Annotated in this window: 18 protein-coding genes; 6 read left to right on the top strand and 12 right to left on the bottom strand. The window is 71.3% G+C overall.

The window, feature by feature from the left end; all coding sequences use genetic code 11:
- Positions 1 to 16 precede the first annotated feature (16 nt).
- Positions 17 to 559 carry a DUF3558 family protein gene (locus ABZ738_RS11450; protein WP_176093171.1) on the top strand — a complete coding sequence of 181 codons (543 nt, stop codon included), beginning with the start codon at positions 17 to 19 and terminating at the stop codon, positions 557 to 559.
- A gap of 16 nt (positions 560 to 575) precedes the next feature.
- On the opposite strand, the gene ABZ738_RS11445 is transcribed toward ABZ738_RS11450, so the two are convergent.
- On the bottom strand, positions 576 to 1787 hold the full coding sequence (locus ABZ738_RS11445; protein ID WP_357212528.1) for an FUSC family protein: 1212 nt from the start codon (positions 1785 to 1787) through the stop codon (positions 576 to 578).
- A gap of 245 nt (positions 1788 to 2032) precedes the next feature.
- Here ABZ738_RS11445 and ABZ738_RS11440 point away from each other — a divergent pair, with 245 nt between their 5' ends.
- Positions 2033 to 4135 (top strand): cellulase family glycosylhydrolase, encoded by a 2103-nt coding sequence (locus ABZ738_RS11440; RefSeq protein ID WP_357212526.1) that lies wholly within the window; start codon positions 2033 to 2035, stop codon positions 4133 to 4135.
- 79 nt (positions 4136 to 4214) lie between these two features.
- On the top strand, positions 4215 to 4595 hold the full coding sequence (locus ABZ738_RS11435) for a YccF domain-containing protein (RefSeq protein ID WP_131051853.1): 381 nt from the start codon (positions 4215 to 4217) through the stop codon (positions 4593 to 4595).
- A 49-nt stretch (positions 4596 to 4644) separates the two neighbouring features.
- Here ABZ738_RS11435 and ABZ738_RS11430 read toward each other — a convergent pair whose 3' ends face one another.
- From ABZ738_RS11430 to ABZ738_RS11400, 7 genes are all read right to left on the bottom strand, one after another.
- Positions 4645 to 5274: a vitamin K epoxide reductase family protein gene (locus tag ABZ738_RS11430; RefSeq protein WP_131051852.1), complete on the bottom strand. Its 630-nt coding sequence runs from the start codon at positions 5272 to 5274 to the stop codon at positions 4645 to 4647.
- The gene (locus ABZ738_RS11425; protein WP_131051851.1) at positions 5271 to 5924 is read right to left on the bottom strand and encodes a thioredoxin domain-containing protein; all 654 of its coding nucleotides are present in this window, start codon (positions 5922 to 5924) and stop codon (positions 5271 to 5273) included. Before ABZ738_RS11425 ends, ABZ738_RS11430 begins: the two co-directional genes overlap by 4 nt.
- A gap of 82 nt (positions 5925 to 6006) precedes the next feature.
- Positions 6007 to 7971, bottom strand: a complete 1965-nt coding sequence (locus ABZ738_RS11420) for a cytochrome c oxidase assembly protein (protein WP_357212740.1) — start codon at positions 7969 to 7971, stop codon at positions 6007 to 6009.
- 131 nt (positions 7972 to 8102) lie between these two features.
- Entirely contained in the window at positions 8103 to 9017 is a 915-nt protein-coding gene (locus ABZ738_RS11415; protein ID WP_131051850.1) for a cation diffusion facilitator family transporter, read from the bottom strand.
- A 117-nt stretch (positions 9018 to 9134) separates the two neighbouring features.
- Complete coding sequence (locus ABZ738_RS11410) at positions 9135 to 10511, bottom strand: FAD-dependent oxidoreductase (protein ID WP_357212523.1); 1377 nt, start codon at positions 10509 to 10511, stop codon at positions 9135 to 9137.
- Positions 10512 to 10736: 225 nt separating this feature from the next.
- Positions 10737 to 11633, bottom strand: a complete 897-nt coding sequence (locus ABZ738_RS11405) for a bile acid:sodium symporter family protein (protein ID WP_176093167.1) — start codon at positions 11631 to 11633, stop codon at positions 10737 to 10739.
- Positions 11634 to 11701: 68 nt separating this feature from the next.
- Positions 11702 to 12460: a cellulose-binding domain-containing protein gene (locus ABZ738_RS11400; protein WP_131051847.1), complete on the bottom strand. Its 759-nt coding sequence runs from the start codon at positions 12458 to 12460 to the stop codon at positions 11702 to 11704.
- 250 nt (positions 12461 to 12710) lie between these two features.
- On the opposite strand from ABZ738_RS11400, the gene ABZ738_RS11395 reads away from it, so the two are divergent.
- On the top strand, positions 12711 to 13226 hold the full coding sequence (locus ABZ738_RS11395) for an SRPBCC family protein (protein WP_131051846.1): 516 nt from the start codon (positions 12711 to 12713) through the stop codon (positions 13224 to 13226).
- Between the two features lie 78 nt (positions 13227 to 13304).
- On the top strand, positions 13305 to 14642 hold the full coding sequence (locus ABZ738_RS11390; protein WP_357212520.1) for a glycoside hydrolase family 18 protein: 1338 nt from the start codon (positions 13305 to 13307) through the stop codon (positions 14640 to 14642).
- 81 nt (positions 14643 to 14723) lie between these two features.
- Here ABZ738_RS11390 and ABZ738_RS11385 read toward each other — a convergent pair whose 3' ends face one another.
- Positions 14724 to 15752, bottom strand: a complete 1029-nt coding sequence (locus ABZ738_RS11385; RefSeq protein WP_176093163.1) for a LacI family DNA-binding transcriptional regulator — start codon at positions 15750 to 15752, stop codon at positions 14724 to 14726.
- 320 nt (positions 15753 to 16072) lie between these two features.
- Between ABZ738_RS11385 and ABZ738_RS11380 the strand changes: the two genes are divergently transcribed.
- Positions 16073 to 17263 carry a cytochrome P450 gene (locus ABZ738_RS11380; protein ID WP_357212517.1) on the top strand — a complete coding sequence of 397 codons (1191 nt, stop codon included), beginning with the start codon at positions 16073 to 16075 and terminating at the stop codon, positions 17261 to 17263.
- 117 nt (positions 17264 to 17380) lie between these two features.
- Here ABZ738_RS11380 and ABZ738_RS11375 read toward each other — a convergent pair whose 3' ends face one another.
- The 3 genes from ABZ738_RS11375 to ABZ738_RS11365 all read right to left on the bottom strand — a co-directional run bounded on the left by ABZ738_RS11375 (position 17381) and on the right by ABZ738_RS11365 (position 26037).
- Positions 17381 to 18013, bottom strand: coding sequence for a hypothetical protein (locus ABZ738_RS11375; RefSeq protein WP_357212515.1), 633 nt, complete (start codon positions 18011 to 18013; stop codon positions 17381 to 17383).
- A gap of 24 nt (positions 18014 to 18037) precedes the next feature.
- Positions 18038 to 21238 (bottom strand): family 43 glycosylhydrolase, encoded by a 3201-nt coding sequence (locus tag ABZ738_RS11370; RefSeq protein ID WP_357212737.1) that lies wholly within the window; start codon positions 21236 to 21238, stop codon positions 18038 to 18040.
- A gap of 62 nt (positions 21239 to 21300) precedes the next feature.
- Entirely contained in the window at positions 21301 to 26037 is a 4737-nt protein-coding gene (locus ABZ738_RS11365; RefSeq protein WP_343232755.1) for an Ig-like domain-containing protein, read from the bottom strand.
- Positions 26038 to 26090: the final 53 nt, after the last annotated feature.

Raw genomic sequence — 26090 nt, 5'->3', positions numbered from 1 at the left:
GCGGAGGGAGACGACGATGAGGCACCTGCCCAGCACCGCCCGGCTCATCGGGACGGTGGTCCTGGCGGCCGTGCTCACCGCCTGTGGCGGGGCCGCCGAGCCGGCGGCAGCACCGCCACCCGCGCCGGCCGGGGCACCGGAGCCGGCCGGAACGCCGGAGCCGCCGAACGAGACGCCCGCGCCGCCGGACCCGCCCGAGGTGGACGCCTGCGCGCTGGTGACCAGGGCGGAGGCCGAGGAGTTGGCCGGTACGCCGTTGGAGGACCCGGTGCCGGTGGCGGACACCTGCACGTACACCGGGCCGGTCTCGGGGCCGCTGGCCCAGGTGGAGGTCTTCGTCGGCGACGGGGCGAAGAAGATCCTCGACATCGACCGGGAACTCGACCACGAGTTCGAGACGCTCTCCGGCATCGGCGACGAGGCGTACCTGGAGGAGGGGGCGGTCTTCGTCAGCGTCTCCGGGACCTGGGTGGCCGTCCGGTTGGTCCGGCTGGACGACCCGGCCGGGTACGTGGGACGCCTCACCGAGGTGGCCCGGACGGTGGCCGGGCGGTTGTGACACGGCCGCAGCCCGGTCACGCGCGATCGGGCTGCGCCCCGGGTGGCCGGCCCTCCTCCTGCCGCCGCCCGAACCGCTCCCGGACCGACTCGCTGGCCTGCGACTCCGAGCGGCCGAGGCTGCGCAGCAGGTCGGTGGCGACGGTCCGGATCTGTGCCACCACCACGCTGCCGGAGAAGCCCACCCCCTCGTGGTACGCCTCGGCGGCCCGGTCCACCGCCTTGAGGATCAGCCGCTCGGTGCGACCGGTGTGGTGCCCGCTCTCCGCCGCGATCTGCATCAGCGCGAGGGCGTCGCCGAAGTAGTGCACCGCCGCGGGCAGACCGGCCGGCACCGGTTCGTCGTCGCGGACCGCAGTGGCGGCCCGACGCAGCATCTCCTGGCAGCCCCGCACGGCCAGGTCGAGGTAGCGGACGCCGCGTTCGTAGTGCTCGAAGTCGGTCCGGCGGTGCCATCGGGCCGGTGAGATCGCCACCGCCTCCTGGGCTCCGGCGACCGCGTCCTTGATCAGTTTGACCTGCGGGTCGAGGGCGGTCAGGGCGTCCCGGGCCCGGGCCACCTCCTCGGCGTCGCCGGCCGACAAGCCGTCCGCGCCCACGTGCAGTTGCTCCATCAGCACCGTGAACAGCGGACGGGCCGCCCGCTGGACGAGCCGCACCGGGTTCACCGGCAGGACGGCCACCACCAGCACGGCGGCCAGCCCACCGATCGTGGCGTCGATGATCCTGGGCACCTCCAGCCCGCGTTGCACGGGCGCGAGCGTGGCGATCAGGACCGCCGTGCCGCCGGCCTGGGTCACCACCTGGCCGCCCCGGCTCAGCGTGAGGGCGAGCAGGATGGCCAGCGTCACGACGGTGCCGATCTGCCAGGGTCCGGTGCCGATGACCCAGATCAGGGCGTCGCCGACCACGATCCCGGCCAGCACGCCGATCAGCAGTTCCACGGTGCGGCGGGTCCGCCGGCCGATCGCGGCGGCGATCGTGCCCACCGCCGCGCTGGGCGCGAAGACCGGTGACGGATGCCCGAGCACCTGGTGCGCGACCGTCCAGGCGACGGCGGCGGCTGCTCCGGCCTGCACGGCGAGGATGGCGTACAGCTCCAGCGTCCGGCGCCGTTCCCGCCAGCCGATCCGTCCACTGATCCCGCCGACCACGCGGGCGACCATCCCGACCACCCGCCCGACGGCGCCCCGCAGCCATCCGCTGTCCCGTTCGTCCGTCGCCGTCACGCCGCCGACTACCCGCCCGGGCTGCGCTCATTCGCCGGTACGCGTCCGACAGTCCGGTACGCACACCCGAGAGGCACTCGCTCCGACACAACTCCCCTACCTGCGCAGAAGCAGCCAATATCAGCCTGAGTCGATTGACAAAGTTGTTGATCCCAACTTATGGTGCGAGCCGGCCGGACGTTTCCGGTGGTCCCGGCGGCGCTCGGCCAGCACCCGTCGACACCATCACCACACCGAGGAGCGTCATGGCCGGGCTGAGAGGCACACTACGCAGGACACGATGGCGGTTCGGCCTGGTCACCAGCGGGATAGCGGTCCTACTGGCCGGCGTCGGCCTGGTCAACGCGGGCGCCGCACACGCCGCCGCCGGTTGCCGGGTGGTCTACTCCGCCCCCAGCCAGTGGCCCGGCGGCTTCACCGCCAACGTCGACCTGACCAACCTCGGCGACGCGGTCAACGGCTGGCGGCTGACCTGGACGTTCCCCTCCGGCCAGCGGGTGACGCAGGCATGGAACGCCACCGTCACCTCCGCCGGCAACGACGTGACGGCCACCAACGTCGGCTACAACGCCGCCCTCGGCACCAACCAGAGCGTCTCGTTCGGCTTCAACGGCACCTACACCGGCACCAGCAACACCGCGCCGACCTCGTTCGCCCTCAACGGGGTCACCTGCACCGGGAGCGTCGGCCCGACCACCCCGCCGCCGACCACCCCGCCCCCCACCACGCCGCCGCCGACCACCCCGCCGCCCGCCGGTGACGCCATGGCGTACGTGGACGCGATGCAGCCGGGCTGGAACCTCGGCAACACCTTCGACTCGGTCGGCGCCGACGAGACCGCCTGGGGCAACCCCCGGGTCACCCCGGCACAGCTCGACGCCATCCGGGCCCAGGGCTTCAACAGCATCCGCATCCCGGTGACCTGGAGCAACCGGCACGGCGCGGCACCCTCGTACACGATCGACGCCGCCTGGTTGAACCGGATCAAGGAGGTCGTCGGCTGGGCCCTGGACGACGGCTTCTACGTGATGATCAACATTCACCACGACTCGTGGCAGTGGATCCACGAGATGCCGACCAACCGCACCACGGTCCTCAACCGTTACAACGCGCTCTGGACCCAGATCGCCGCCGCGTTCCGGGACGCCGGGCCGAAACTGCACTTCGAGAGCGTCAACGAGCCGCAGTTCGCCAACAGCTCCGGCGACGCCCAGAACGCGCAGCTCCTGCACGAGCTGAACACCTCGTTCCACCGGATCGTGCGCGCCTCCGGCGGCAACAACGCCACCCGGATGCTGGTCCTGCCGACCCTGCACACCTCCTCCGACCAGCCCCGCATCGACGAGCTGGTGAGCACCTTCACCCAGCTCAACGACCGCAACCTGATCGCCACCGTGCACTTCTACGGCTACTGGCCGTTCAGCGTGAACGTCGCCGGCGGCATCCGGTTCGACGCGGTCACCCAGCAGGACCTCGTCGACCGGTTCGACCGGGTGCACAACGCCTTCGTCGCCCGGAACATCCCGGTCGTCATCGGCGAGTACGGGCTGCTCGGCTTCGACCGGCACACCGGCACCGTGCAGCAGGGCGAGAAACTCAAGTTCTTCGAGTTCCTCGGCCACTACGCCCGCACCAAGCGGCTCACCACCCAGCTCTGGGACAACGGCCAGCACTTCGACCGGGTCGCCTTCCGGTGGAAGGACGCGGAGCTGTTCGCCCAGATCAAGTCGAGCTGGACGACCCGCTCCGGCACCGCCTCCGCCGACCAGGTGTACGTGCCGCGTACCGGCGCGGTCACCGCCAAGTCGCTGACGCTGAACCTGAACGGCACCACCTTCTCCGGGCTGCGGCAGGGCACCACCAACCTGACGCAGGGCACCGACTACACCGTCTCCGGCAACCAGCTCACGCTGACCGCGAGTGCGCTGACCCGGTTGGTCGGCAGCCGGGCGTACGGCGTCAACGCCACCCTGCACGCCCGTTTCTCCACCGGCGTGCCGTGGCGGATCGACATCGTCACGTACGACCCGCCGGTGCTCTCCAACGCCACCGGCACGACAGGCGCGTTCGCCATCCCGACCCAGTTCCGGGGCGACCAGCTCGCCACCATGGAGGCGAGGTACGCCGACGGCAGCAACGCCGGCCCGCACGACTGGACGTCGTACAAGGAGTTCGACGTCGCCTTCGCGCCCGACTACGCCGCCAACCGGATCACGCTGACCTCCACCTTCTTCGGTGAGGTCCGCGACGGTGCCCCGGTCACCCTCACCTTCCACTTCTGGAGCGGTGCCCAGGCGACCTACCGCGTCACCAGGTCCGGCACGACGGTGACCGGCGTCACCGGCTGAGTACCTGCCTCACCGGCCGAGCGACGGTGCCACCGGCCGCCCTTCGCGGTCGGTGGCACCCACCGGTCATCATGGAGTCATGATCCGATTCGTGCTGAACGTGTTGTGGCTCATCTTCGGCGGCGGGATCGTGCTGGCGGTCGGGTACGGCATCGCGGCCCTGATCTGCTTCGTGCTCGTCGTCACCATCCCGTTCGGCGTCGCGTCGCTGCGGTTGGCGTCGTACTCGCTGTGGCCGTTCGGCCGGACCCTGGTGCCCAAGCCGGGTGTCGGGGTGGCCTCCGGCGTCGCCAACGTGATCTGGGTCGTGCTGGCCGGCTGGTGGCTCGCGCTGTCGCACATCGTCGCCGGGGTGAGCCTCTGCCTGACCATCATCGGCATCCCCTTCGGGGTGGCCAACTTCAAGCTGGTGCCGGCGGCGATCTGGCCGCTCGGGCAGGAGGTCGTCCCCGCTCCGTGACGCTCGCGGCCGGTGCCGCGCCACCGTCGACCCGGTGGCGCGGCCGGGGTCAGAGCAGGGTGGACCAGTAGTCCCAGAAGCGCACCAGCACCGCCAGCAGGATCACCGTGTACCAGGCGACCAGGACGAAGCTGTGGTAGCCGGCGAGCCCGGCCAGCCGGGCCGGTGGCGACGACGGCGGCACCCGGCGCAGGTGGTGCAGCGTGGTGTAGACGAAGATCGCGATCATCACCACCCAGACCACCATGCAGTACGGGCAGAGCGCGCCGATGACGTACAGGCTCTGGTAGATGAGCCAGTGCACGAAGATCACGCCGAACGTGACACCGACCTGGAGACCGGCCCGGAACCAGCCGGGCAGCCGCGCCCCGGCGAGCAGCACGACGCCGACGGTGGCGACCACCGCGAAACCGGCGATGCCGAGCAGCGGGTTCGGGAAGCCGAAGGCGGCGGCCTGCGGGGTGGTCATCACCGAGCCGCAGGAGAGGATCGGGTTGATGCTGCACGTCGGCACGTAGTCCGGGTCGCTCAGCAGGTTGATCTTCTCGACGGTGAGCGTGGCTGCCGCGAGCAGGCCCACAGCACCGCCGACGGCGAGCACCCACGCGGTGACCCGGGCGAGGAACCCCGCGTCCGGTGCGTCGGTGTCCGTCGGCCGGCACGCCGCGTCGGCGCTCATCCGGCGAGCGCGGCGTCGATGGCGGCCACCATGTCCGCCTGGGTACGCACGTTCGTCAACTGCCGACCGTTCAGGAAGAACGTCGGCGTGCCCTGCACCCCGGCGGCCTCCCCGTCGGCGCGGTCCCGGGCCACCCGCTCGGCGGTGGCCGGGGCGTCGAGGTCGCGCTGGAACGCCTCGACGTCCAGGCCGAGGGTGCGCGCGTACCCGACGAACGCCTCGGTCTGCGGGGTCCGCTGGTGCCCCCACGTCTCCTGGTTCTCGAACAGCACGGTGTACATCTCGGCGAACCGGCCCTGGTTGGCGGCGGACTGCGCGGCCCGGGCGGCCAGCTCGGCGTTGGGGTGGCTGGGGATCGGGAAGTACCGCACGACGAACGTGATCCGGTCCTGGTAGGTGTCGAGGAGTTCGCTCACCGCCGGGTAGACCGCGCCGCACGCCTCGCACTCGAAGTCGAGGAACTCCACCAGGGTGACCCTGCCGTCGGTGGCGGTGGAGAGCCGGTGGCTGTCGTCGCGCACCAGCACGGCCGGATCGACCGGTTCGCCGCTGGCGCGTGGGCCGGAGTTCCGGTTGATCGCGGTCAGGCCGATCATGACGAGGATCACCACCAGGATCATCGCCAACGTCAGTCGCAGGTTCCTCGTCATGCGGGCGTCAACCTTCTCTGCGGGAGCAGCCCATGCTGCACCGGTCGGCTGGCAGATAGCTGGGAGCAGGCTGGACGGGACCTCACCGGCGGACCCGGCGGTCGCGTTCGGCCAGCTCGGCGAGCATCCGGTTGTAGGCGGCCAGCTCCGGGTCCTCGCGTCCCTCCGCCTCGGCACGGTCGGCGGCCCGGTCGCGGCGACGGGCCTCCCGCCGGTCGGCCTGGATCCACTGGAACATCAGCGCCCCCATCACGATCACGGTGGGCAGCTCACCGAAGGACCAGGCGATGCCCCCGGCGGCCTGCTGGTCGGCCAGCGGGGTCGGCCCCCACGGCCGGTCCAGCGCGATCCACCAGTCGGCGGCCAGCACGGTCGCCGACTGCATGAGCGCGACGCCGAGGAAGGCGTGCAGCACCATGCTGATCAGGACCAGGACCATCTTCAGCGGGTACGGCACCTTGCGGGGTGCCGGGTCGACGCCGATGACCGCCCAGAAGAAGAGATACCCGACGGCGAGGAAGTGCCCGACCATCGCCAGGTGGGCGGCGTGCGAACGGACCGCCAGCTCGTACAGGCCGGTGAAGTAGAGCACGTAGAGGCTGGCCACGTAGACGACGAGTGCCACCACCGGGTGGGTCAGCACGCGGGACGCCCGGGAGTGCAGGCCCGCCTGGAGCCACTCCCGGAGACCCGGCCAACGCGGGTCGGTGGCCGGTCGCAGCGCCCGTAGTGCGAGGGTGACCGGTCCGGCCAGGACCATCAGGATCGGCGCGACCATCATCAGCAGCAGGTGCTGCACCATGTGCACGGCGAACAGCACCGGGCCGTACCGGGCCAGGCCGCTGGAGGTGGCGACGACGATCACCACGCAGCCGAGCAGCCAGAACGCGGTACGCGCGGCGGGCCAGGCGTCGCCGCGCCGCCGCAGCCGCCACACCCCCGCGAGGTAGAGCCCGGCCGCGCCCACGGTGGCGGCGATGACCAGGGGTTCCGGCAGCCAGAGGCGGGCCACCGTGGCCACGCTCAACGGCGGCGGCATCGGGAAGCCGAGCAGGGCGGTCGCCACGTCCTCGTCGGCGCCGACGGCCGGCACGGGGGTACGCGACAGCGCCACGGCGGCCCCGACGGCGGCCCCGAACAGCAGCGTCTCCACGACTGCGACCCGCACGAACGGGCGTCGCCGGCCGGCGGCCAGGGCCGGCATCGTGGACCGCCGGTGCCACTGCCCCAGCACCGCGATCACGGCCAGCACGGTGGTCTTGACCAGCACCAGCCGCCCGTACCCGGTGCCGGTCAGGTCGGCCGGGCCGGTCAGTCGTACGCTCGCCGACAGCAGTCCGGACAGACCGACCGCGACCAGACAGACCAGCGCCAGCGGGGAGAACCGGCGCACCGCAACCGCGAAGTCGGCGGCGGTGCCCCGGGCGGTGATCGCCAGGGCGAGCAGGCCGCCGGCCCAGACGGTGACCGGCACCACGTGCAGCAGCAGGCCCGAGACGGCCACCTGGTGGTTGCTGGCCGACGCGGCGTGCCCGGTGAAGACCGGCGGCACCACTGCGGCCAGCGCGGCGAGCAGCGCCACCACCGCCCCGGACGGACGCAGACTGCGGGCCGCGACGACGGCCGCGACCAGCGCCAGTGCTCCGCTGAGCGCCAAGGACTGGCCCAGCGACACGCTGCGCACGAAGTTCAGCACCGCACGGGCCGACAACACCTGCGTGGCGGGCAGCCCGAACAGGTCGACGAGCGTGTAACAGACCGCGACACCGGCGGACACCGCCCAGGCGGCGGCGGTCCACGCCGCAGCGCGCAGCCGCCGGTAGCCCAGCGCGGAGAGTCGACCGCCGTCGTCGCGCGGGGACAGCACGGTGACCGCCACCAGCAGTCCCATGGTGGCCACCGCGCCGATCTGCATGCCGAGCCGGGCGGCCGGCAACAGCCAGGCCGCGGTCGGGTCCGGGTCGGGCAGCCCCGGCGGAGTCGGCGGTACGCTGCCGCCGCCCCACCACAGCAGCACGGCTGCGGCACCGGCGGCGACCAGGACCATGGCGGCGGGCACCAGCACCGGACGGCGCAGGATCAGAGTCGGGACGAGGTGGTGCGGGCGGTTCAACGACGGCTCCCGGTGCGGGTGGTTTCCCAGGTAGTCGGCGCGGCGGGGCTCCGGGTTCCCGGCCGTCACCAATGGGCGCCGTGGCAGACGCCCTCGGCGTCCCCGGGCTCCACCTGCAACGTGGCGTGCTCGATCCCGAAGCGGTCGTGCAGGAGCCGGCGCGCGGCGGCGAGCACCCGGGCCAGGTCCGCCCCGCCGGCCAGGGTCAGGTGCGCCGAGGCCACCTCCATGCCCGAGGTCAGCGTCCAGACGTGCAGGTCGTGCACGTCGGCCACGCCCTCCACCTCGCGCAGCGCGTCGCGGACCTCGGCGACGTCCAGGTGCGGCGGCGCGGCCTGGACCAGGACCCGCAGGGCGGCCCGCGCCAGCCGGTAGGTGCGGGGCAGGATGAAGAAGCCGACCGCCACGGCCACGATCGGGTCGGCGTACCACCAGCCGGTCAACGCGATCACCCCGGCCGCGACGATCACCCCGATCGAGGCGAGCAGGTCACCGAAGACCTCCAGGTACGCGCCCCGCACGTTGAGGCTCTCCTCGGCACCGGAGCGCAGCAGCAGGAACGCCACGATGTTGGCGATCAGCCCGGCCACCGCCACCGCCAGCATCGGCCCGACCAGCACCTCCGGCGGTTCGCCGAGCCGGCGTACCGCCTCGACCAGCACGAAGAGCGCCACCCCGGAGAGCAGCACGGCGTTGGCCAGCGCCGCCAGGACCTCCATCCGATAGAGCCCGAAGGTGCGTTGCCCGTCCCGGGAGGCCCGGCTCGCCGCCGTGATCGCGGCCAGCGCCATGCCGATGCCGAGCACGTCGGTGAACATGTGCCCGGCGTCCGACAGCAGCGCCAGCGAACCGGTCACCCAGGCACCGATCGCCTCGACCACCATGAAGACGGCCAGCAGGGCGAAGGCCGCCCAGAGCCGCCCCCGGTGCTTCTCCCCCGCGCGCAGGACCTGCTGCCCGTGATCGTGCCCGGCACCCATCCGGCACTCCTTCCGCTCACCACCAGCAACATATGCTGACATTGCAATAGATGCAACTATGGTGCCGCGTCCGGCTAACCGGACAGGTCCGACGTTCGGGCTAGATGTCGGGCGCGGTCAGCGTGCCCGCCAGTTCGCCCACAGCGCGCCCAGCACCACGCCGGGGCGGGCCAGCGCACGGGGGTGCTCCCGCATCGAGACGACGTCGTTGAAGCGGCGGGCCGTCGTCACGTCGGTCATGGTCGCCCGGACGATCTGGCCGCTCACCCAGCTGGAGAGCCGATACCCACGCGGGTAGGGACCGTCGACGTGCGGCAACGCCAGGTCGGCGGAGGTCGAGATCGACCAGGCGGCGTCCACCACCACCCGTTGCAGCTCGAAGAAGCGGCGGGCCGGGAAGCGCAGGTCCGGCCCGGAGCGCAGGTACGCCGACAGGCAGGCCGCGTGCAGCGCCGCAGCCGTGATCCCCTGGCCGTATACCGGGTTGAACGAGGCGACCGCGTCACCGACACTGACCAGGCCCGCCGGGATCCGCCGCAGCGCGTGGTAGTCCCGCCGCCGACTGTCGGCGTGGCGGTAGGTCTGCACCTCGCCGAGCATCTCGCTGTCGGCGACCTCGCTGAACTCGGGTGGGAACTGCTCGCGCAGCCGGCGTACGAAGTCCTCGGCGGTGCGGCCGGGACGGTTGTCACCGTAACCGGCCATCATCGCCATCCATCGGCCGTCCTCGATGGCGAAGTACGCCGCCCCGGCCACGTCCGAGGACGCCTTGATGCTGTTCAGGGCCATCACCACGGTGTGCTCCGGGTGCGCCTCGCGACGGCGGAACAGGGCGGTGGCGTAGTTGAGGTGCACCGGCATCCGCCGCAGGGCGGGTCGCTCCCAACCGGCGTCCACCAACCAGTCGGAGAGCCGGCTCGACCGGCCCATGGCGTCCACCACCAGGTCGGCGTTCTCGACACCGGACGCGGCGTCGACGTCGCACCGGACCCCGACCACGGACGAACCGTCGACGACCAGGCCGGTGGCGCGGGCGGTCACCGTCTTGACGTTGGGCAGCCGCAGGACCTGCTGACGGATCAGCCCCTCCAGCAGCGGCCGACTCCCGGCCAGGCTGTCTGCGTCGTCGGGCACCGTCACCTTGAGACGGCCGTCGAGGTAGTTGCGCCGGGCGGCGGGGGGCGCCTCGACCGCACCCTGGGCCAGGGCCTGCTCCCGGAACCCGGGGAAGAGACGCTCCAGTTGCAGGAAGCCGCCGGGCAGCAGCGCGTGCAACTGCGTCCCCTGTGGCACGCCCGGCCGTCCGCCGGGCACGTGCAGGTCGTCGCGGTCGATCACGACCACGCTCGCCGCGTGGTCGGACAGCACCCGGGCGGCCAGCAGACCGGCGACGCTGCCGCCGATCACCACGGCCGTGCCGAGCACCGGGGACGGCTGGTCGGGCGGCCGCACCGCGTTCAGCGCGGCGAAGACCTGAGCCGGAGAGAAGGACATCGTGCTCTCCAAGGGGTACGAGGTGTGGCGCCGTTCCGCCGAGCCCTGCCGGTGACCGAGGCACAGGCAGGCCGGCGGGACCGGGCGGTCGGCATGACGCTCAACGATCGTTGCACAGGCAGGGAACGCGACGGCAGATCCAGTCGTCGATGCGGCATCGCGCGTGGACGGTGCCCGCACGGCGACCGGTGATCGTCGTGTCCTGACTGCTCAGCGCCCCTATTCTCAGGTCGTCGTGGCACCGTCGCGGGTGCTGCGGGGCCGCGCGTCGACGCGGTTGACCAGGTATCCGAAAGCCGCTGCGGTAAAGAACATGACAATGCCGTAGACGGCGGCCGGGATCGCCATCTGCGTGTTGTTCAGCAGCGCCGGGCTGAGCGCGATCGTGATGGCCAGGGTGCTGTTGTGGATGCCGATCTCGAAACCGGCCGCCTTCGCGGCGGTCGGGTCGATCCCGGCCAGACGGGGCACCCCGTAGCCGATCGCGAGGCTGAGCAGGTTGAACGCCAGCACCGCCAGACCGACCGCGACGAAGTAGTCGGCGATGTTCTCCCGCTCGCCGAGCACCGCGCCGAGGATCACCGCGACGAGCACCACCACGGACATGATCCGGACCGGCCGGTCGAGCCGGTCGGCGACGCGCGGCACCCGGGCCCGCACCAGCATGCCGATCGCGACCGGCACGAGCACGATGGCGAACACCTGCACCACCTTGTCGAACTGCAGGCCGATGCTCGTCGCGTCGCTCAGGAAGTAGCCCGCCGACAGGTTGACCACGATCGGCAGGGTGAGCACGGCGAGCACCGAGTTGATCGCGGTGAGGGTGATGTTCAGCGCCACGTGTCCCCCGAACAGGTGGCTGTAGAGGTTGGCCGTGGTGCCGCCGGGCGACGCTGCGAGCAGCATCATCCCGACGGCCAGTTCCGGCGGCAGGTCGAAGGCGAGCACCAGGCCGAAGCAGAGCGCCGGCAACAGCAGCACCTGGCAGGCCAGCGCGATGACGGCGGCCTTCGGGTGCTGGGCCACCCGCCGGAAGTCCGCGACGGTCAGGCCGAGACCCAGACCGAGCATGATGATGCCGAGGGCGACGGGCAGTCCGATCAGGGTCAGGGCAGAGTCCATGACACGACATCGTTACCACCCGGTAACGCACTCACAATCCTCCATGCGGCCGGGGTACGCCGTCCGCCTCAGCGACCACAGGCGAGCGCGAAGCCCTCCGGCACCGAGGTGGTCGACGCGAGCAGGCCGAACGTCGTCGACCCGCCCGGGGCGAGTCGGCCGTTCCAGCCGGCGTCGCGGACGGTCACCTCGCTACCCGCCTCGGTCACCGTCCCGTTCCAGAGCGACTGGATCCGCTGGTCACCGGGCCAGGTCCAGGAAACCCGCCAGCCGTCGAGCGCCTCGGTCCCGGTGTTGCGCACGGTGACCGTGGCGACGAAGCCACTCCCCCAGCCGCTGCCGATCGTCGCCGTCGCGGCACACACCGGCACCTCCTGCGTACGCGCCGGCCCGCCGAGGATGTACGGGTCCCGCCGGCCCTTCGCATCGCTGAACCGGAACCAGTACTCGGTGTCCGGGGTGAGCCCCTCGACCACTACGTTGCCGTAGCTCTCCAGCCCGGTGTCCGCCGAGGCCACCGGGTTGTGCCACTGCTCGGCGTCCTCCCGGGTGGCGAAGAGGTGCACCGTGATGGGCAGGTCGTACCCGCACGGCGGGCGGAACGTCAGCGAGTAACGGATGGTGACGGTCGTGGTGGTGGTGCCGGCCACCATGCCGGCCAGCGGCAGCGCGGGCGGACACACCGTCACCGTCGGCGTCGGCGACTGCGAGGTGGTGAGCGGGACGGGCGGGGACGTGGCGGCGCCCGCGCTGCTCGCCACGCCGGCCGCGCCCACCAGGGCCAGCGTCGCGGCGGCGATCGTCGCCAGGGCGTACTTCTTCGACATGCGGTGTCTCCTCCGGGGTGGTGGGAGCACCGGGCGCAGCACGGCGGCCGGTGCCTGGAAACGGGCTGCCCTGCGCGGGTGGCATTCCCGCACGCCCTGACGATGGTTCGCACGCCGGCCCCGGACGCGACTACGCAGAGTGTTTCATTCGAGAACCATCGATACAACGGACGACCAGTCGATCCACCCGGGGCCGGACGGGCACCCGGCTACCCGGGCCGAACCGGTCGCACCGGGGGAGAATGGGGCGATGCCCGTGGTTGAGGCGGTGGCCGTCGTCCCCGTACCCCCGAATCTCGCGTTCGCGATCTCGCAGACCACCATGCCGGTCCGGCGGCGGTGGGACCCGTTCGTCCGCAGTCAGCACTTCGTCGACGGCGCCGTCCGGCCGGACAAGGGCGTCCGCACGTTCACCCGGTCCCGGCACGGCTTCTCGATGGTCAGTGAGTACGTCTCCTACGCACCGCCGACCACCGTGGGCATGAAGATGGTGCGTGGCCCGTGGTTCTTCGAGATGTTCGCCGGCGGCTGGCGGTTCGCGCCGGCCGCCGAGCCCGGCCACTCGGTCGCCACCTGGCGGTACCACTTCCGCTGCCGTCCGGCGCTGCTGCGGCCGGTCGCCGACCGGATCGGCACCTGGCTGCTCGGCCGGGACATCCGCCGCCGGATCGCCGGTTACGCGGCCGGATGCGCCGATCCGGTGGTGGTCGCCGCCGCCGAGCGGGACCTGCGTGAGCGCGGCGACGGGAACCGGACCAACCCTTGACCGGAAACGGTGATCAGCTTAACTTCGTCAATCAGGCAAGTGTCTTTACTGATCGCCGTGGACCTCCCGGGAGTGCCGATGCGACCGTTCCGTGCCCGCCGCCTCACCGCCCTCGTGGCGCTGACCACGCTGCTGGTCACCGCCGCACCACCGGTCGCCGCGAACGCGGCTCCGCAGCGCGGCACCGGCTACCACCGGGTCGGCTACTTCACCCAGTGGGGCATCTACGGCCGGGCGTTCCCGGTGCAGAAGCTGGACACCTCCGGGGCGGCGAGTCGGTTGACCCACATCAACTACGCCTTCGGCAACGTCAGCGAGGACGGTCGCTGCTTCGTGGACGGTGGGCCGGGTGAGGGCGACGCCTGGGCCGACTACCAGCGCCCGGTCCCGGCGCAGGAGAGCGTCGACGGGGTCGCCGACGCCTGGGGCGAGCCGCTCAACGGCAACTTCGGCCAGTTGGCGAAGCTCAAGGCCAAGCACCCGCACCTCAAGGTGATGATCTCGCTGGGCGGCTGGAGCTGGTCGACGTACTTCTCCAACGCGGCCCGCACCGACGCCTCCCGGAAAGCGTTCGTCGCCTCCTGCATCGGCCTCTACCTCAAGGGCGACCTGCCGATCCTGGACGGCGGCAGCGGCGGACCGGGCTCGGCCGCCGGGGTCTTCGACGGCATCGACCTGGACTGGGAGTGGCCTGGCTCGACGGGTGAACCGGGCAACGTGGTCCGCCCCGAGGACCGGGAGAACTTCACCAAGCTGCTCGCCGAGTTCCGTCGGCAGCTCGACGCGTACGGCCGGACCACCCGCACGCATTACCCACTGACCGCCTTCCTGCCGGCCAACCCGGCCGCGATGGACGCCGGATTCGAGGGCCGCAAGATCTTCAAGTACCTGGACTTCGCGACCGTGCAGGGGTACGACTTCCACGGCAGCTGGGACTCGGTGACCAACCAGCAGTCGGCGTTGCGCGTGCCCAGGGGCGCGCCGGACGACCCCGACTTCTCCGCGCAGGTGGCGGTCGACGGTTGGATCGCCCGTGGCGCACCACGCGGCAAGCTGGTGCTGGGCATCCCGTACTACGGCCAGGGCTGGACCGGCGTCACCGGCGGCGGCACCGGCCTGTTCCGCCCCGCCACCGGCCCGGCACCGGCCACGCACGCCGCCGGCTACGAGGACTACAAGCAGCTCAAGACGTTGCCGGGCAAGGGATTCACGGTGCACCGCGACCTGCGCGCCGGGCACGCCTGGCTGTTCGACGGCACCACCCTGTGGACGTACGACGACCCGGCGGTGGTGCTCCAGAAGATGCTCTACATCCGGACCGCCGGGCTCGGCGGGGCGATGATCTGGTCGCTCGACGGCGACGACGACAACGCCACGCTGACCAAGACGATCAGCCTCGGGCTCACCACCCGGTAGCCACCCGGGCCACCATCCACCGGCGGCCACCTCAGCGCCCGGACGGTCGGCCGCCGCCTCAGCCCCGGACCTCCGGCTCCCTCAGCGCACGGGCAGCGTCGACTCGCGCATCACCAGGCGGCTGGCGAACTCCTCGGAGTGCGTCACCGCACCGTCGATGGCCGCGAAGAGGCGCTGCCCGGCCACCGCGCCGAGGTGTTGGAGGTTCATGTCGACGCTGGTCAGCCGGGGGCGGCAGTCGGCGGAGATGGCCTCCCAGTTGTCGAAGCCGATCACCGAGATCGCCCCCGGCACGTCCCGCCCGAGATCACGCAACGCGTCCAGGACGCCCCGGGCGATCTGGTCGCTGCCGCAGAAGATCGCGTCCACCTCGGGCCGCTGCTCCACGATCATGCGTGCGGCGGCGCGCCCCCAGGACTCGTCCCACGACCCGTAGTAGGGCCGGTCACCGACCATGCCCAGGCCCGCCGCCGCGAGCGCCGCCGCCGCGCCCTCGGCCCGGTCACGGGCCGCCTGGAACCCCGGCTCGCCGGTGATGTGGGCGATGTTGCGCCGACCGCAGGCCAGCAGGTGCTCGATGGCGAGGCGGCCACCACCGACGTTGTCGACGGTGATGGAGATGTCGGCCGGGTCCGAGGAGGGGGCGTACACGTAGACCACCGGCACCGGGATGTTGCCGGCCAGCGGCGGCCGGGGATCGGTCCGCGAGCCGACCACGATCAGCCCGTCCACCCGGCGCGACAGCAGCGCGCGGACGTGGTGCTTCTCCCGGATCGCGTCACCCCGGGCGTCGCACAGGAAGACCGACACCTGCCCCGCCCCGAAGGCGTCCTCGGCCCCCATCAGGATGGGGATCGAGAACCGTCCCTCCAGATCGCTGGTGAGCAGGCCGACCGTCCCGGTCCGGCCGCTGAGCAGACCTCGGGCCAGGGCGTTCGGCGCGAAGGAGAGCAGCTCGGCGGCCTCCAGCACGCGTACCCGGGTGGTCGCCCGCACCTCGCCACGTCCGTTGATGGCCTTGGAGGCGGTGGCGACCGAGACGCCGGCCAGCTTGGCGACGTCGGTGAGGGTGGGTGTGCGGTTGGCGGGGACCTCGGGCTCGGACGTCATGCGGTGCTCCCTCCCAACGACCGGCACGGATGCGACGCAGCGGCGACAGGCTGCCCCGGAAGCCCGTACAGGCACTCCCGGTGGACGTGATCTTGTAAACGTTTTCGGCGTTGTTTCGGACCGTTGCCCGACCCGCACTGTCGCTCGTACCTGCGCGGAACACTACACCGATGCGTCCCGTCGACTCGGCTCAGGAAGGCCCGTCGGTGCTCCCTTCCCGAAAACTCCCCCGAAACGTTCGCTGCCCGAATGTAAGGAGGGGTCCCCTGCTATACACGAGGCGTTAGCAGGGGACCCTTCCTTTCATCCGAGGAGGCCAGGTGGCGGTCGCGTTCGGCCTTTCGGAGCTGTGGGACCCGGTGGTACGCCGGAACCCGCACCAGTTCTACGACCGGGTGCGGGACAGCGGCGGACCGGTGCTCCAGATCGACCCCGCCGGCAACCGGCTGTGGGTGGTCGCCGGTCATGCCGACGTGCTGCACGGCCTGCGGCACCCGATGATCGGGCACGAGGTGCACCGGCACCGCCCGGACGGCCCCGCCCCGGCCCCGGAGGCGTTGTCCGAGGTGGCGAGGATCGAGTCCCGGCAGCTCATCAGCCTCGACCCGCCCGACCACACCCGCCTGCGGGGACTGGTCAGCGGCGGATTCACCGCGCGGGCGGTGGCCCGGCTGGAGCCGTGGATCGGTGACCTCGCCGACCGACTCGTCGACCGGGCACGTCGGCGGGGTCACGTGGACGCGGTGACCGACCTCGCCGATCCGGTGCCGGTCAACGTCATCGCCGAGTTGGTGGGCGTACCGGAGGCGGACCGGCCGCAGTTCCGGGCCTGGTCGGCGGCGATCGTGTCGGCCGGGTTCGACGGCCCGACGGCGACCCTGGAGTTCGCGGCGTACCTCGACGACCTGGCGGCGCGCCGCCGCGCCGACCCGGCCGACGACCTGATCTCCGAGCTGGTGGCGGCGGAGGACCGGGCGGACCGGCTGGACCGCGACGAGTTGGTGGCGCTGGTGCAGTTGCTGCTCATCGCCGGGCAGGAGACCACCGTCGACCTGATCGTCAACGGACTCCGCCTGCTGCTCACCCACCCCGCGCAGTGGGAGGCGCTGTGCGACGATCCCACCCTGGCCGAGGCGGTGGTGGAGGAGACGCTGCGGTTCCGGGGGCCGGTGGAGATCGTGCCGCCACGGTTCGCCTTCGCGGACGTCGAGCTGGCCGGTGGGCGGATCCCCGCGTTCGACCGCGTGGGGCTGTCGGTGTGGGGGGCCAACCGGGACCCGGCGGTCTTCGACCGGCCGCACGAGTACGACATCGCGCGCACCGACGTCCGTCGGCACCTCGCCTTCGGATACGGCATCCACTTCTGCCTCGGCGCGCACCTGGCGCGGTTGGAGAGCCGTATCCTGTTCGACCGGGTGGCACGGCACCTGCCCGGCCTGCGGCTGGCGGTCGACGCCACCGACCTGGACGCGTTCCGGCTGCATCACGACGGCCTGCCCCTCCGCGTGTGACGCCCGGCCGCCGCGCGCCGGCGCCGCCTCGGGATCCTGGGCACGCTCACGACGAGCCCTTTACCCCGCAGGGGTACGGGTGGAGGCCACCACGCCGGGCGGCCTCCACCCGGTGGATCACTCGAACAGGGACAGGGTCAGCGTCGAGGTGTACTCGCCCGCGGCCACGTCCGCCGGGGTGCGCAGGAACAGGTCGGCGTCGACCGAGTACGCCCCACCGGCGACCGCACCCGAGTCGAACGTGGAGACCAGCAACTCCTGGTCGACCAGACCCACGTTGTTGCCCGGCTGCGTCGGCTCGTCCAACACCGTGACGACCTCCTCGCCCTCGCTGACCAGACCGGTGTCCCCACCGTCGACCAGGCGCGGCTTCCAGCCCAGGTGCCCGGCACCGATCGGCTCCTGACCGTCGGCCCCGGTGAAGTCGGTGGCACTACCGAGCACCGCCCACGCCGCACCCGAGGGCACCTCGTCGACCGTACGCGTATCGGTCACCGTCACCGTCGGCAGACCACCCACGAACTGCCGCACCACCAACGTCGACCCGTCCTCGGTCAACGCCACCGAGTCACCCGCGATCGACATCGCCAACACACCCGGCTCCACCAACTCCTCGATCTCCACCGTGACCGTCACGTCACCGCTGTCACCCGGATCGGCCGACACCGGCGCGGCCATCGCCACCGACCCGACCAGCAACGCCCCGGCGGCACCCGCCGCCAGCAACCGCTTCCGATTCCCTGTGTTCATGCGATTCTCCGTTGTCTCTCGTGGTTACTGGGCTTGACGGGGGTCGGCGGCGCAGTTCGCGCCGGGATGGTCCTGGGTGACCACGGTCGTCACGTCCGTGCCGTCGACCGTGCCGGTGGCCCGGACCGTCGCGCTGCCGGACGGCACCGACGCGGCACGGGTGGTGAACTGCTGGAACGCGCTCGCACCCGGCGCCACAGCCGACACCGACCGCTGCCCGTACGCACTCTCCAACACCACGTCCACCGCAGCGTCGTGGTCGTTACGCGCCTGCACCGCCACGTACGCCTTCCCCGCCACACACCGCGTCTGCACGGTGACCGTCACCGGCACCTCGGGCCGGACGCCCGGGTCGTCGGCGAACACCCGCCACTCGGTGACGGCGACCGCCGAGTAGGTGGTGCCGTTGCCGTTGGCCTGGATGGTGGCCCGCACCCTCGACGTGGTCACCGGGTCGAAGGAGACGGTGTTGAACGCGGTGGTGCTGGTGCCGTACGGCGACGCGCCGGTCACGTCACGCCAGGTCGAGGTGGTGGCGTCCCAGTACTGCAGCACCCACCCGTCGGGCTGGGCGACACCGTCGCCGGTGCCCCGGTTGGAGTCCCGCCAGAACTTCAGCTCGGTGCCGGTGATCCGCACCGGGCGGTTCCAGTCGTACTGGATCCACTGGGTGGCCGGGCGGGTGCCCGACCAGGTGCCCCAGATCTGCGCCTGACCCGGGTTGGTCGGGTCGGCACCGTCGTTGAGCGCGGTGAGGCTGTTCCAGCTCGCCGTGAACGAGGCGGTCGGCGTGCCGATCGGCCCGATGTTGCCGGTGAGCGGCCCGGACAGGTCGGCCGGGATGGCGACCGTCCGGGCGGTCTCCAGGTTCCCGGCCACGTCGACCGCCCGGTACGCCAGCGTGTGGCGGTTCGCGTCGGGTGCCGGGACCGCACCGTCGTACGTGGTCCAGGCGCCCGTGCCGATGGCGTACTCGATCCGGGCGACGCCGGAGGTGGCGTCGGTCGCGGCGAGCGTGACCGCCCGCGTGGTGCTGTTCACGGTGGCGGTGCTGACCGGTGCGGTGGCGTCGACGCGTACCTCCAGGGAGGCCGGGTCGGAGACGTTGCCGGCGCGGTCGGTGGCGGTCGCGGTGACCGTGTGCCGGCCGTCCCCGGAGACGGTGACGTCGACCGACCGGACGTCGGTGGTCTCGACCGGCGTGTCCGAGCCGACCCGCGTGGAGATGGTCATCCGGCCACCCCGGTCGTCGACACCGGCGGCCCGCACGCGCACCGTGGAGCGGAACCAGCCGTCGCTGCCGGCGCTGCCGCTGGGCGTGAGCGTCACCGTCGGCGGCGTCACGTCTCCCTCGGTGTCGTCCGGTGAGATGACGGTGACCTGCGCGGAGACGCGATCGGCGGCGTAGCCGAGCACGGTCCCACCGATGGTGAACGTCCGGGGCTCGGCGACGTCCGCGGGCGCCACCTCGTCCCAGTAGACCGGCACCCGCAGCGTCTGCGCGCCGAACGACACCGGCAGCGTGTCCGGCAGGTCGGTCTCGCCGACCTCCACGGTCATCGCCGGTGCGCTGACCGACTCCGGCTGCGCGGCGAGGACCTTCCACTCCTCGACCGCCACCCCGGAGTACGTGCTGCCGTTGGTCGACGCGTCGAACACCGCGCGGACCTGGGTGGTGGTCACCGGGTCGAAGGTGGTGTTCTGGAAGCCCTGCGTACCGGTCGGGAAACCGCTCGGGTTGGGCACGTCGGCCCACTGCCCGGCCTCCAGGTTCCAGTACTGCATACGCCAGCGGGCGGGCGCGGCGACTCCGACGCCGGTGCCCTGCGGCTGGTCGTTCCAGAAGTCGATCTGCGAACCGGAGATCCGCATCGGCTGGTCCCAGCTGTACTGCACCCACTGCTGCGGCGGGTTGTTGCCGGTCCAGGTGCCCCACATGTCCGGCGGCAGCGGGTTCGACCGGACGATCTCGTCGTTGAGTGCCTTCACCCAGTACTGCACCGGCACCGGCTCGTTGGAGACGGTGACCCGGGCCTCCTGGGCGATGTTCGGCCGGGGCGTGAGGTCACGTCCCGTGGCCGGGGTCGGCGTCACGAGCTTCATCCGGGGCGGCGTCAGCGAGTCGTCCCACTCGACCGGGTCGATCGCCACCGAGCGCCGGAAGTGACCGCCGCCCACGGCGTCGGCGGTGTGGTACGCCAGGTACCAGGTGCCGTTGAACTCCAGGACACCCGGATGGCTGGTGGTCGAGGAGACCGGCCGCAGGAAGGTTCCCCGGTAGGTCCACGGTCCCTCCGGCGACGCGGCGGTGCCGTAGGCGAGACAGGCGTGGTAGTTCGCCGGGGTGCACTGCGAGGTCGGGCCGGCGTTGTTGCCGGCGTACGCCATGTAGTAGGTGCCGTTACGCGTGAAGATCCAGGCGCCCTCGAAGAAGCCGGTCAGGCCGGTGACGGTGCGCGGGGTGCCGATCGGGGTCTTCATGTCCTGCTGGAGTTCGAGCATCCGCAGTTGGCTGAAGGAGCCCCACCAGATGTAGACCCGCTGGTTCGGGGCCTCGCCGTCGACCAGGATCGTCGGGTCGATGTTGTGGATGGTGTTCGGCGTGGGCACCCGCTGGGAGATGATCGGGCCCCCCGCGTGGTCGGTCCACGGGCCGGTCGGGCTCTCCGACACGGCCACCCCGATCGCGAACCGGTCCGACGCGGTGCTGGTGCGTTCGTGGATCGGGACGTACCAGTAGTAGCGTCCGTCGACGCCCTGGACGACCTGGCCCGCGTACGCACGGCCGGGAGTGGCCCAGGCGAAGACGGCCTCCGGGCGCATCAGCGACGGGTAGTGGGTCCACTCCCCCGCCTCGACGTCGGTGGTCCGGAAGGCGCCCCACTCGTTCATGACGAAGTCGTTGGTGGACGGTCCGGCCTGGTCGTGGCCGGTGTAGACGTAGAGCTGGTCGGCGTCGGTGTCGTTGCCGGGGGCACCGGCCCGCACCACCATCGGCGCCGGGTCGGCGGAGTAGTAGCTGCCGTCGCCGAGGATCGGGTTGACCGTGGTGGTGAAGGTGTACGACGGGGGCTCGGCGGCGTACGCCGGACCGGCGACGCCGGTCAGACCGCCGGCGACGAGCGCGACGGACGCGGCCACGGCGATCGCCCTGCGCCATCGGGGCGACGGCCGGGTGGAGGGTGGGGCGGCGCCGCGTCCCACGGTGGTGTTCACGGTGTCGATCTCCTCACTCGTGCGCGGGGGTGGTGGCGGCGCCCCAGGCCGGGCGCCGCCACCACGAGGGGTCAACCGCAGGTGAGCGCGCCGAACGGCGCCTCGAACTCGACGGTCACCGGCTCGCCGTCGACGGTGCCGGTGGCCTTCACCGTCGCGGTGCCGGCCTGCACCGAGGTGGCGCGGGTGTTGAACGCCTGGAAGGCGGCCTTCCCGGACGCCACGTCGGCGACCGTCCGCGAGCCGTACGCCGTGATCAGCTCGATGCGCAGCGGCACGTCCCCGGCGTTGTGGGCGTTGACGGAGACGTAGACGTTCCGGCCGGTGCAGCGCGTGCTGGCCTGCACCTCCACGTCCCAGACCGGGGTCTGGGGCGGGTCGCCGACGGTGAGGGTCAACGTGGTCCGGGTCGCCCCGGCCTGGCTGACGTACGGGGGCAGGATCAGGTCACCGATGATCGTGTAACGGCCGGGGGTGTTGACGATGCGCTCGTCGAAGTCCCAGTCGACACCGATGGCCTGGTTGTCCCGCGACCCGTCGTTGTAGGAGACCTCCACCTTGTCCGGCAGGAACGGCAGCTCGCCCACCTCGACGGACTGTTCGAAGGTCTCGGCGCCCTGGATCGAGATACCGCCGGTGGACATCTCCGGCCGTACGTAGATCCGCGCCTCGGCGATCAGCCCGTACGCGTCGTTCGTGCCGTAGACCACGAACGGGTCGACGTTCGGCTCGGCGACCTGCTCGGGCGTGATCTCCTGCCAGTTGAACGCGACCTGGCCGCGCTCGCCGCTGGCGTAGACGGCGTCCAGCGTGCTCGGCAGTGTCGGCACGTCACCGACACCGGTGCGGATGAGCACCGGGGACCGCACCGAGTCGACCGTCTCGCCGTTGGCCCGCCAGCGCAGCACGCCGGTGCCGGCACCGCTGCCCTGCACGCCCCAGATGCGGATGCGAAGGTAGCTGGTGGTGATCGGCGTGAACTCGAAGCTGTTGAACCGGTTGGTCGCCAGCCCTCCGGCGTACGTGCTGCCCTCGGCCAGCGTCACCGGCGTCCAGGTGGTGCCGTTCTCCGAGGTCTCGATGGCGTACGTGCCGGCGTTCGGACGGCGGGTGCCGCCGTTGTCGTCGTACCAGTAGATGTCGGTCGAGGAGAGTCGCACCGGCGCGCTCCAGCGGTACTGGATCCACGCCTCCCGTGCGGTGCTGGTGCCGTTCTGCGGTTGGCCCCAGTTGCCCCAGCCGCTGCCGGCACCCGGGTTGGAGTTGGTCGGCGTGGTGGGCTCGTTGACCCGCGAGTGGTTCTCCCACGATGCCGTGCCACTGGTGCTGATCGTGGCCGAGGCACCGAACTCCGCGGTGACCTCGCGCTCGGCCAGCGTGACCGACACGTTCGCCGTCGACCGCTTCTCGCCGTCGTCGGCCCAGAACCGGAACACGTAGTCACCGGCGACGGTGCCGGTGACCCGGGTGGTCAGCGCCCGCGCGTCGGCGAAGATGACGCCCGCGCCCTGCGGCGTGGAGACGGTCTCCCAGCCGAAGGTCAGCTCGCTGTCGTACGGGATGCCGTCGTCGGCGGCCGTGGCGACGAGCCGGGTGGAGAGGTTTCCGTCCGCCGAGCCGTCCCGGTTGGCGGTGACCTGTGGCGCCTGGTTGGTCACGTCCGGCACGTCCCGCCCCGACTCGAACACCTGGATCTCGCTGATCGCGGTGAAGTGGGTCGGGTTGTTGGTGAAGGTGACCCGGAGCTTGTCGGTGGTGACGGTGTCGAACAGCGCCTCGTTGAACTTCGCCGAGGGCACGACCGGGTTCTTGAACTGGTCCGGCACCTCCTTCCAGCCGCCGTTGCCGTCGGGCACCTGCACCCACCAGCGTGCCGGCTCGCGGTAGCCACCGGCCTGCCGGTCGCTGACGAAGAAGACCTTGACGTTGTCGAGGCTCTTGGCCGCGCCCAGGTCCAGCTCGATGTAGCCGTTGCGCTCGGTGGTGCCGTAGTTGCCCCAGTAGGGTTCGTTGGCGGTGATCCCGTCGGTGACGGCCGCCAGCGACACCGGACGCTCGGTCTCGGAGATGGCGCCGGGCGTGTAGTTCATCGAGGTGGTGCTCCAGCCGGGCGTGTGGAACTGCCGCCACGGCGTGGGCCGCACACCCTGCTGGGTGTACGAGGAGCTGAGCTGGGCGCCCTGCGCCAGGTTCGGCGCCTGCTCGGTGAGGTCGATACCGGCCGTCTTGAGGTAGCCGACGACGCGGTCGTCGGAGATCGGGGTGTCCACCGCGCTCGGGAAGTCGGCCCCGGTGGTGGCGGTGAAGGTGACGGTCACGCCCTCCTCGGCCTGCACCTGGTTGGTGTTCGGGTCGTAGGTGACCTTGCCGAGCTTGTCGGTGGTGACCTTCTTCTCGCCGTTGAGGAAGAGGCTGTAGCCGGCGCCCAGGCCGTACTTGCTGCCGTCCGGGTCCCAGACGATGGTGACGTCCTGACCGTGGTACCGCAGGTTGTTGACCATGAAGTGCTCGTAGCCGAACTGGATCGGCCACAACTCGATCTTGTCATCGGAACGCGGCTGGATGCCGCCCATGTCCTCGATGAAGATGTAGTTCATGTTGCCGAGCATGATGTGGTTCTGGTTGTTGCGGTTGTAGGAGCGCGTCGTCGGGTTCCAGTTGGAGTAGTACTCCGCCTGGTTCGCGACCCGCATGTCGGCGTTCGGGTAGATGCTCCACGCCATCCAGTCCAGCAGCCGCTTGGCGTACTCCGGGGTGATGTACTTCTGCTCCGGGTCGTAGTGGCGCAGCGCCGACCGCACACCGCGGTACTGCACGGTGAAGTTGATGTTCGAGAAGTTGTTCGAACCGCCGATCCCGTACGCCGACCGGTCGTACTGGTTGGCGGTGTAGAACGGGAAGATCGGGAAGTTGTCGCCGTAGGTCAGGAACCGGAACCCGTCGACGTACTTCTCCCACTGGTCGGTCGGGATCAGGTTCTCGGCGTAGATGTCGTAGAGGTTCGTCTCCTTGGCCGGGATCAGGTTCCGGGCCGAGGCGGGCAGCGGGTTGGCCCGCCCGTTCGCGGTCGCCGCGCTGCTCGCGCCGTGTGACGTGCCGGACAGGAACATCCGCATGTCCGGGCTCCAGAGCCGGGTCAGGATCGCGTCCCGGATCTCGTCGGCGCTGGCCCCCATCGCGTCGACCTTGGCCTGGTCGGCGTCGGAGAGCTGGTAGAGCTGACGGGCCGCGTCGAACGCGCCCCACACGTACGCCGACTCCGGGCGCTCGATCGTCCGCGCACCCGGTGCCCCGGTGTTCACCTTCGGGAAGCCGAACGTGATCGCGTCGGCGTCGTTGCCCGGCATGTAGTTGGTGTCGTACGCGATCAGCTTGTCGTCGTTGCCGTCGTAGTGCTCCAGCTGACCGACGCCGTCACCCTCGAAGTACTGGGCGAACTTGCGGGCGACCTGCTTGCCGCCGCCGTGCACCTGGTACGCCTCGAGCCCGGCCGTGCCGAGGTACTGCGAGTAGTGGTTGTTCCAGCTCGTGTGCCCCGGGCTGTCCAGGAAGGCCGACGAGCCGGACAGCTCACCGATGTTCAGGATCTGGCCGTACCCCAGATAGGGCGTCCGCAGCCACTTGGTGTCCTGGAGGTGCATCGGCTGGGTCAGCGCGACCGAGTTCTGATAGAGGTTCACCCCCTCGATCGTCGTGGGGTACTGGTAGACGTGGCCGGAGGCGTTGGCGTCGAGCGAGTTGTAGCGCTCGCCCCACCAGCGGTACACGATCGCCTTCTCCATCGCCGCGTCCGGGACGTTGATGTACGGCACGTCCTGGGCCCACTGGCGGTGGAAGGCGGTGATGCCGGTCCGCACGGCCACGCTCGGCGACAGGCCGGCGTACTCCTGGTAGCTCTCCACCGTCTCGGGCAGCGTGGCCGAGGAGACCGCGCCCACCACGGACAGCGACAGCGAGCCACCGGCCGGGACGGTGATCTCGCGGTCCAGGTTGCTGCCGGTACGCGTGAAGCCGGAGCCGGTGAGGTCCACCCGGACGGAGTCCCACGGGGTGTCGACGAGCCCGTTGTTCGAGCCGCTGGTGATGGTGCGGGTGCCGGTGAGCGCGCTGTCGCCCGCAGCCTGGGTGGCCAGCGGCGACGCGGCCCGGACGGTGAAGGTCGCCGCCGAGCCGCCCGGGTTGGTGAACTCGATGGCGGTGACCGCCACGTTGTCGTAGGTGATGAACTTCGTCAGGTCGGCGCGGACCCCGGTGGAGCCGATGGTGTAGCGGCTCCGGGCGTGGCTCGGTGCGTTGAACCGGTTGGCGTTGACCTCGGACACGGTCTGGCCGGGCACCGTGACGGTGTAGAGGTTGCCGAGGTTGTTGGGGCCGCCGACGAACGTGTTGCCGGCGAAGCCCATCACGGTGAAGTTGTTGTTGCTGGCGCCGCGCATGTAGAGGGTGCGCCCTCGGGTCATCAGCACCGCTGACCCGAGCGTGCCGCTCACTCCGAGGATGCGGTCGAGGTAGTAGTCGGTGCCGCCGGCGGCGAGGTCGGCGTCGAAGACGGACTGGTGCATGTTGCCGGCGGTGAACGGTACGCCCGGCCGGAGCTGGTTCACGACGTCGCCGACGTTGCTGTAGGTCGGGTCGCCGATGTCCATGACGTGGTTCTGACCGTTGGTGTGGACCCCGACGTCGCCCTCGTTACCGGGCAGGATCGGGCCGGCCGCGTGGGCCGGGGACGATACGGCTACCGTCCCCGACACCACGAGCGCGGCAAGGGCGCCCCAGAGGGGCACCCTCCGCACGCGTCTGCGGATCATCTTCTTCCTCCTTGATATCGGTGCGGGCGGGCGGGTGAGGCGGTCCCCCACGT

It is taken from the genome of Micromonospora sp. NPDC047793 (assembly GCF_040642635.1).
Taxonomy (GTDB): Bacteria; Actinomycetota; Actinomycetes; order Mycobacteriales; family Micromonosporaceae; genus Micromonospora.
The sequence above is the reverse complement of the archived record's forward strand: the minus strand, read 5'-3'. Positions and strand labels throughout refer to the sequence as shown.

Excerpts from the sequence above, each read along its gene's own strand:
- ABZ738_RS11450 (WP_176093171.1), top strand. The coding sequence starts at position 17 with ATGAGGCACCTGCCCAGCACCGCCCGGCTCATCGGGACGGTGGTCCTG.
- ABZ738_RS11440 (WP_357212526.1), top strand. The coding sequence starts at position 2,033 with ATGGCCGGGCTGAGAGGCACACTACGCAGGACACGATGGCGGTTCGGC.
- ABZ738_RS11435 (WP_131051853.1), top strand. The coding sequence starts at position 4,215 with ATGATCCGATTCGTGCTGAACGTGTTGTGGCTCATCTTCGGCGGCGGG.
- ABZ738_RS11430 (WP_131051852.1), bottom strand. The coding sequence starts at position 5,274 with ATGAGCGCCGACGCGGCGTGCCGGCCGACGGACACCGACGCACCGGAC.
- ABZ738_RS11425 (WP_131051851.1), bottom strand. The coding sequence starts at position 5,924 with ATGACGAGGAACCTGCGACTGACGTTGGCGATGATCCTGGTGGTGATC.
- ABZ738_RS11420 (WP_357212740.1), bottom strand. The coding sequence starts at position 7,971 with ATGGTCCTGGTCGCCGCCGGTGCCGCAGCCGTGCTGCTGTGGTGGGGC.
- ABZ738_RS11415 (WP_131051850.1), bottom strand. The coding sequence starts at position 9,017 with ATGGGTGCCGGGCACGATCACGGGCAGCAGGTCCTGCGCGCGGGGGAG.
- ABZ738_RS11410 (WP_357212523.1), bottom strand. The coding sequence starts at position 10,511 with ATGTCCTTCTCTCCGGCTCAGGTCTTCGCCGCGCTGAACGCGGTGCGG.
- ABZ738_RS11405 (WP_176093167.1), bottom strand. The coding sequence starts at position 11,633 with ATGGACTCTGCCCTGACCCTGATCGGACTGCCCGTCGCCCTCGGCATC.
- ABZ738_RS11400 (WP_131051847.1), bottom strand. The coding sequence starts at position 12,460 with ATGTCGAAGAAGTACGCCCTGGCGACGATCGCCGCCGCGACGCTGGCC.
- ABZ738_RS11395 (WP_131051846.1), top strand. The coding sequence starts at position 12,711 with ATGCCCGTGGTTGAGGCGGTGGCCGTCGTCCCCGTACCCCCGAATCTC.
- ABZ738_RS11390 (WP_357212520.1), top strand. The coding sequence starts at position 13,305 with ATGCGACCGTTCCGTGCCCGCCGCCTCACCGCCCTCGTGGCGCTGACC.
- ABZ738_RS11385 (WP_176093163.1), bottom strand. The coding sequence starts at position 15,752 with ATGACGTCCGAGCCCGAGGTCCCCGCCAACCGCACACCCACCCTCACC.
- ABZ738_RS11375 (WP_357212515.1), bottom strand. The coding sequence starts at position 18,013 with ATGAACACAGGGAATCGGAAGCGGTTGCTGGCGGCGGGTGCCGCCGGG.
- ABZ738_RS11365 (WP_343232755.1), bottom strand. The coding sequence starts at position 26,037 with ATGATCCGCAGACGCGTGCGGAGGGTGCCCCTCTGGGGCGCCCTTGCC.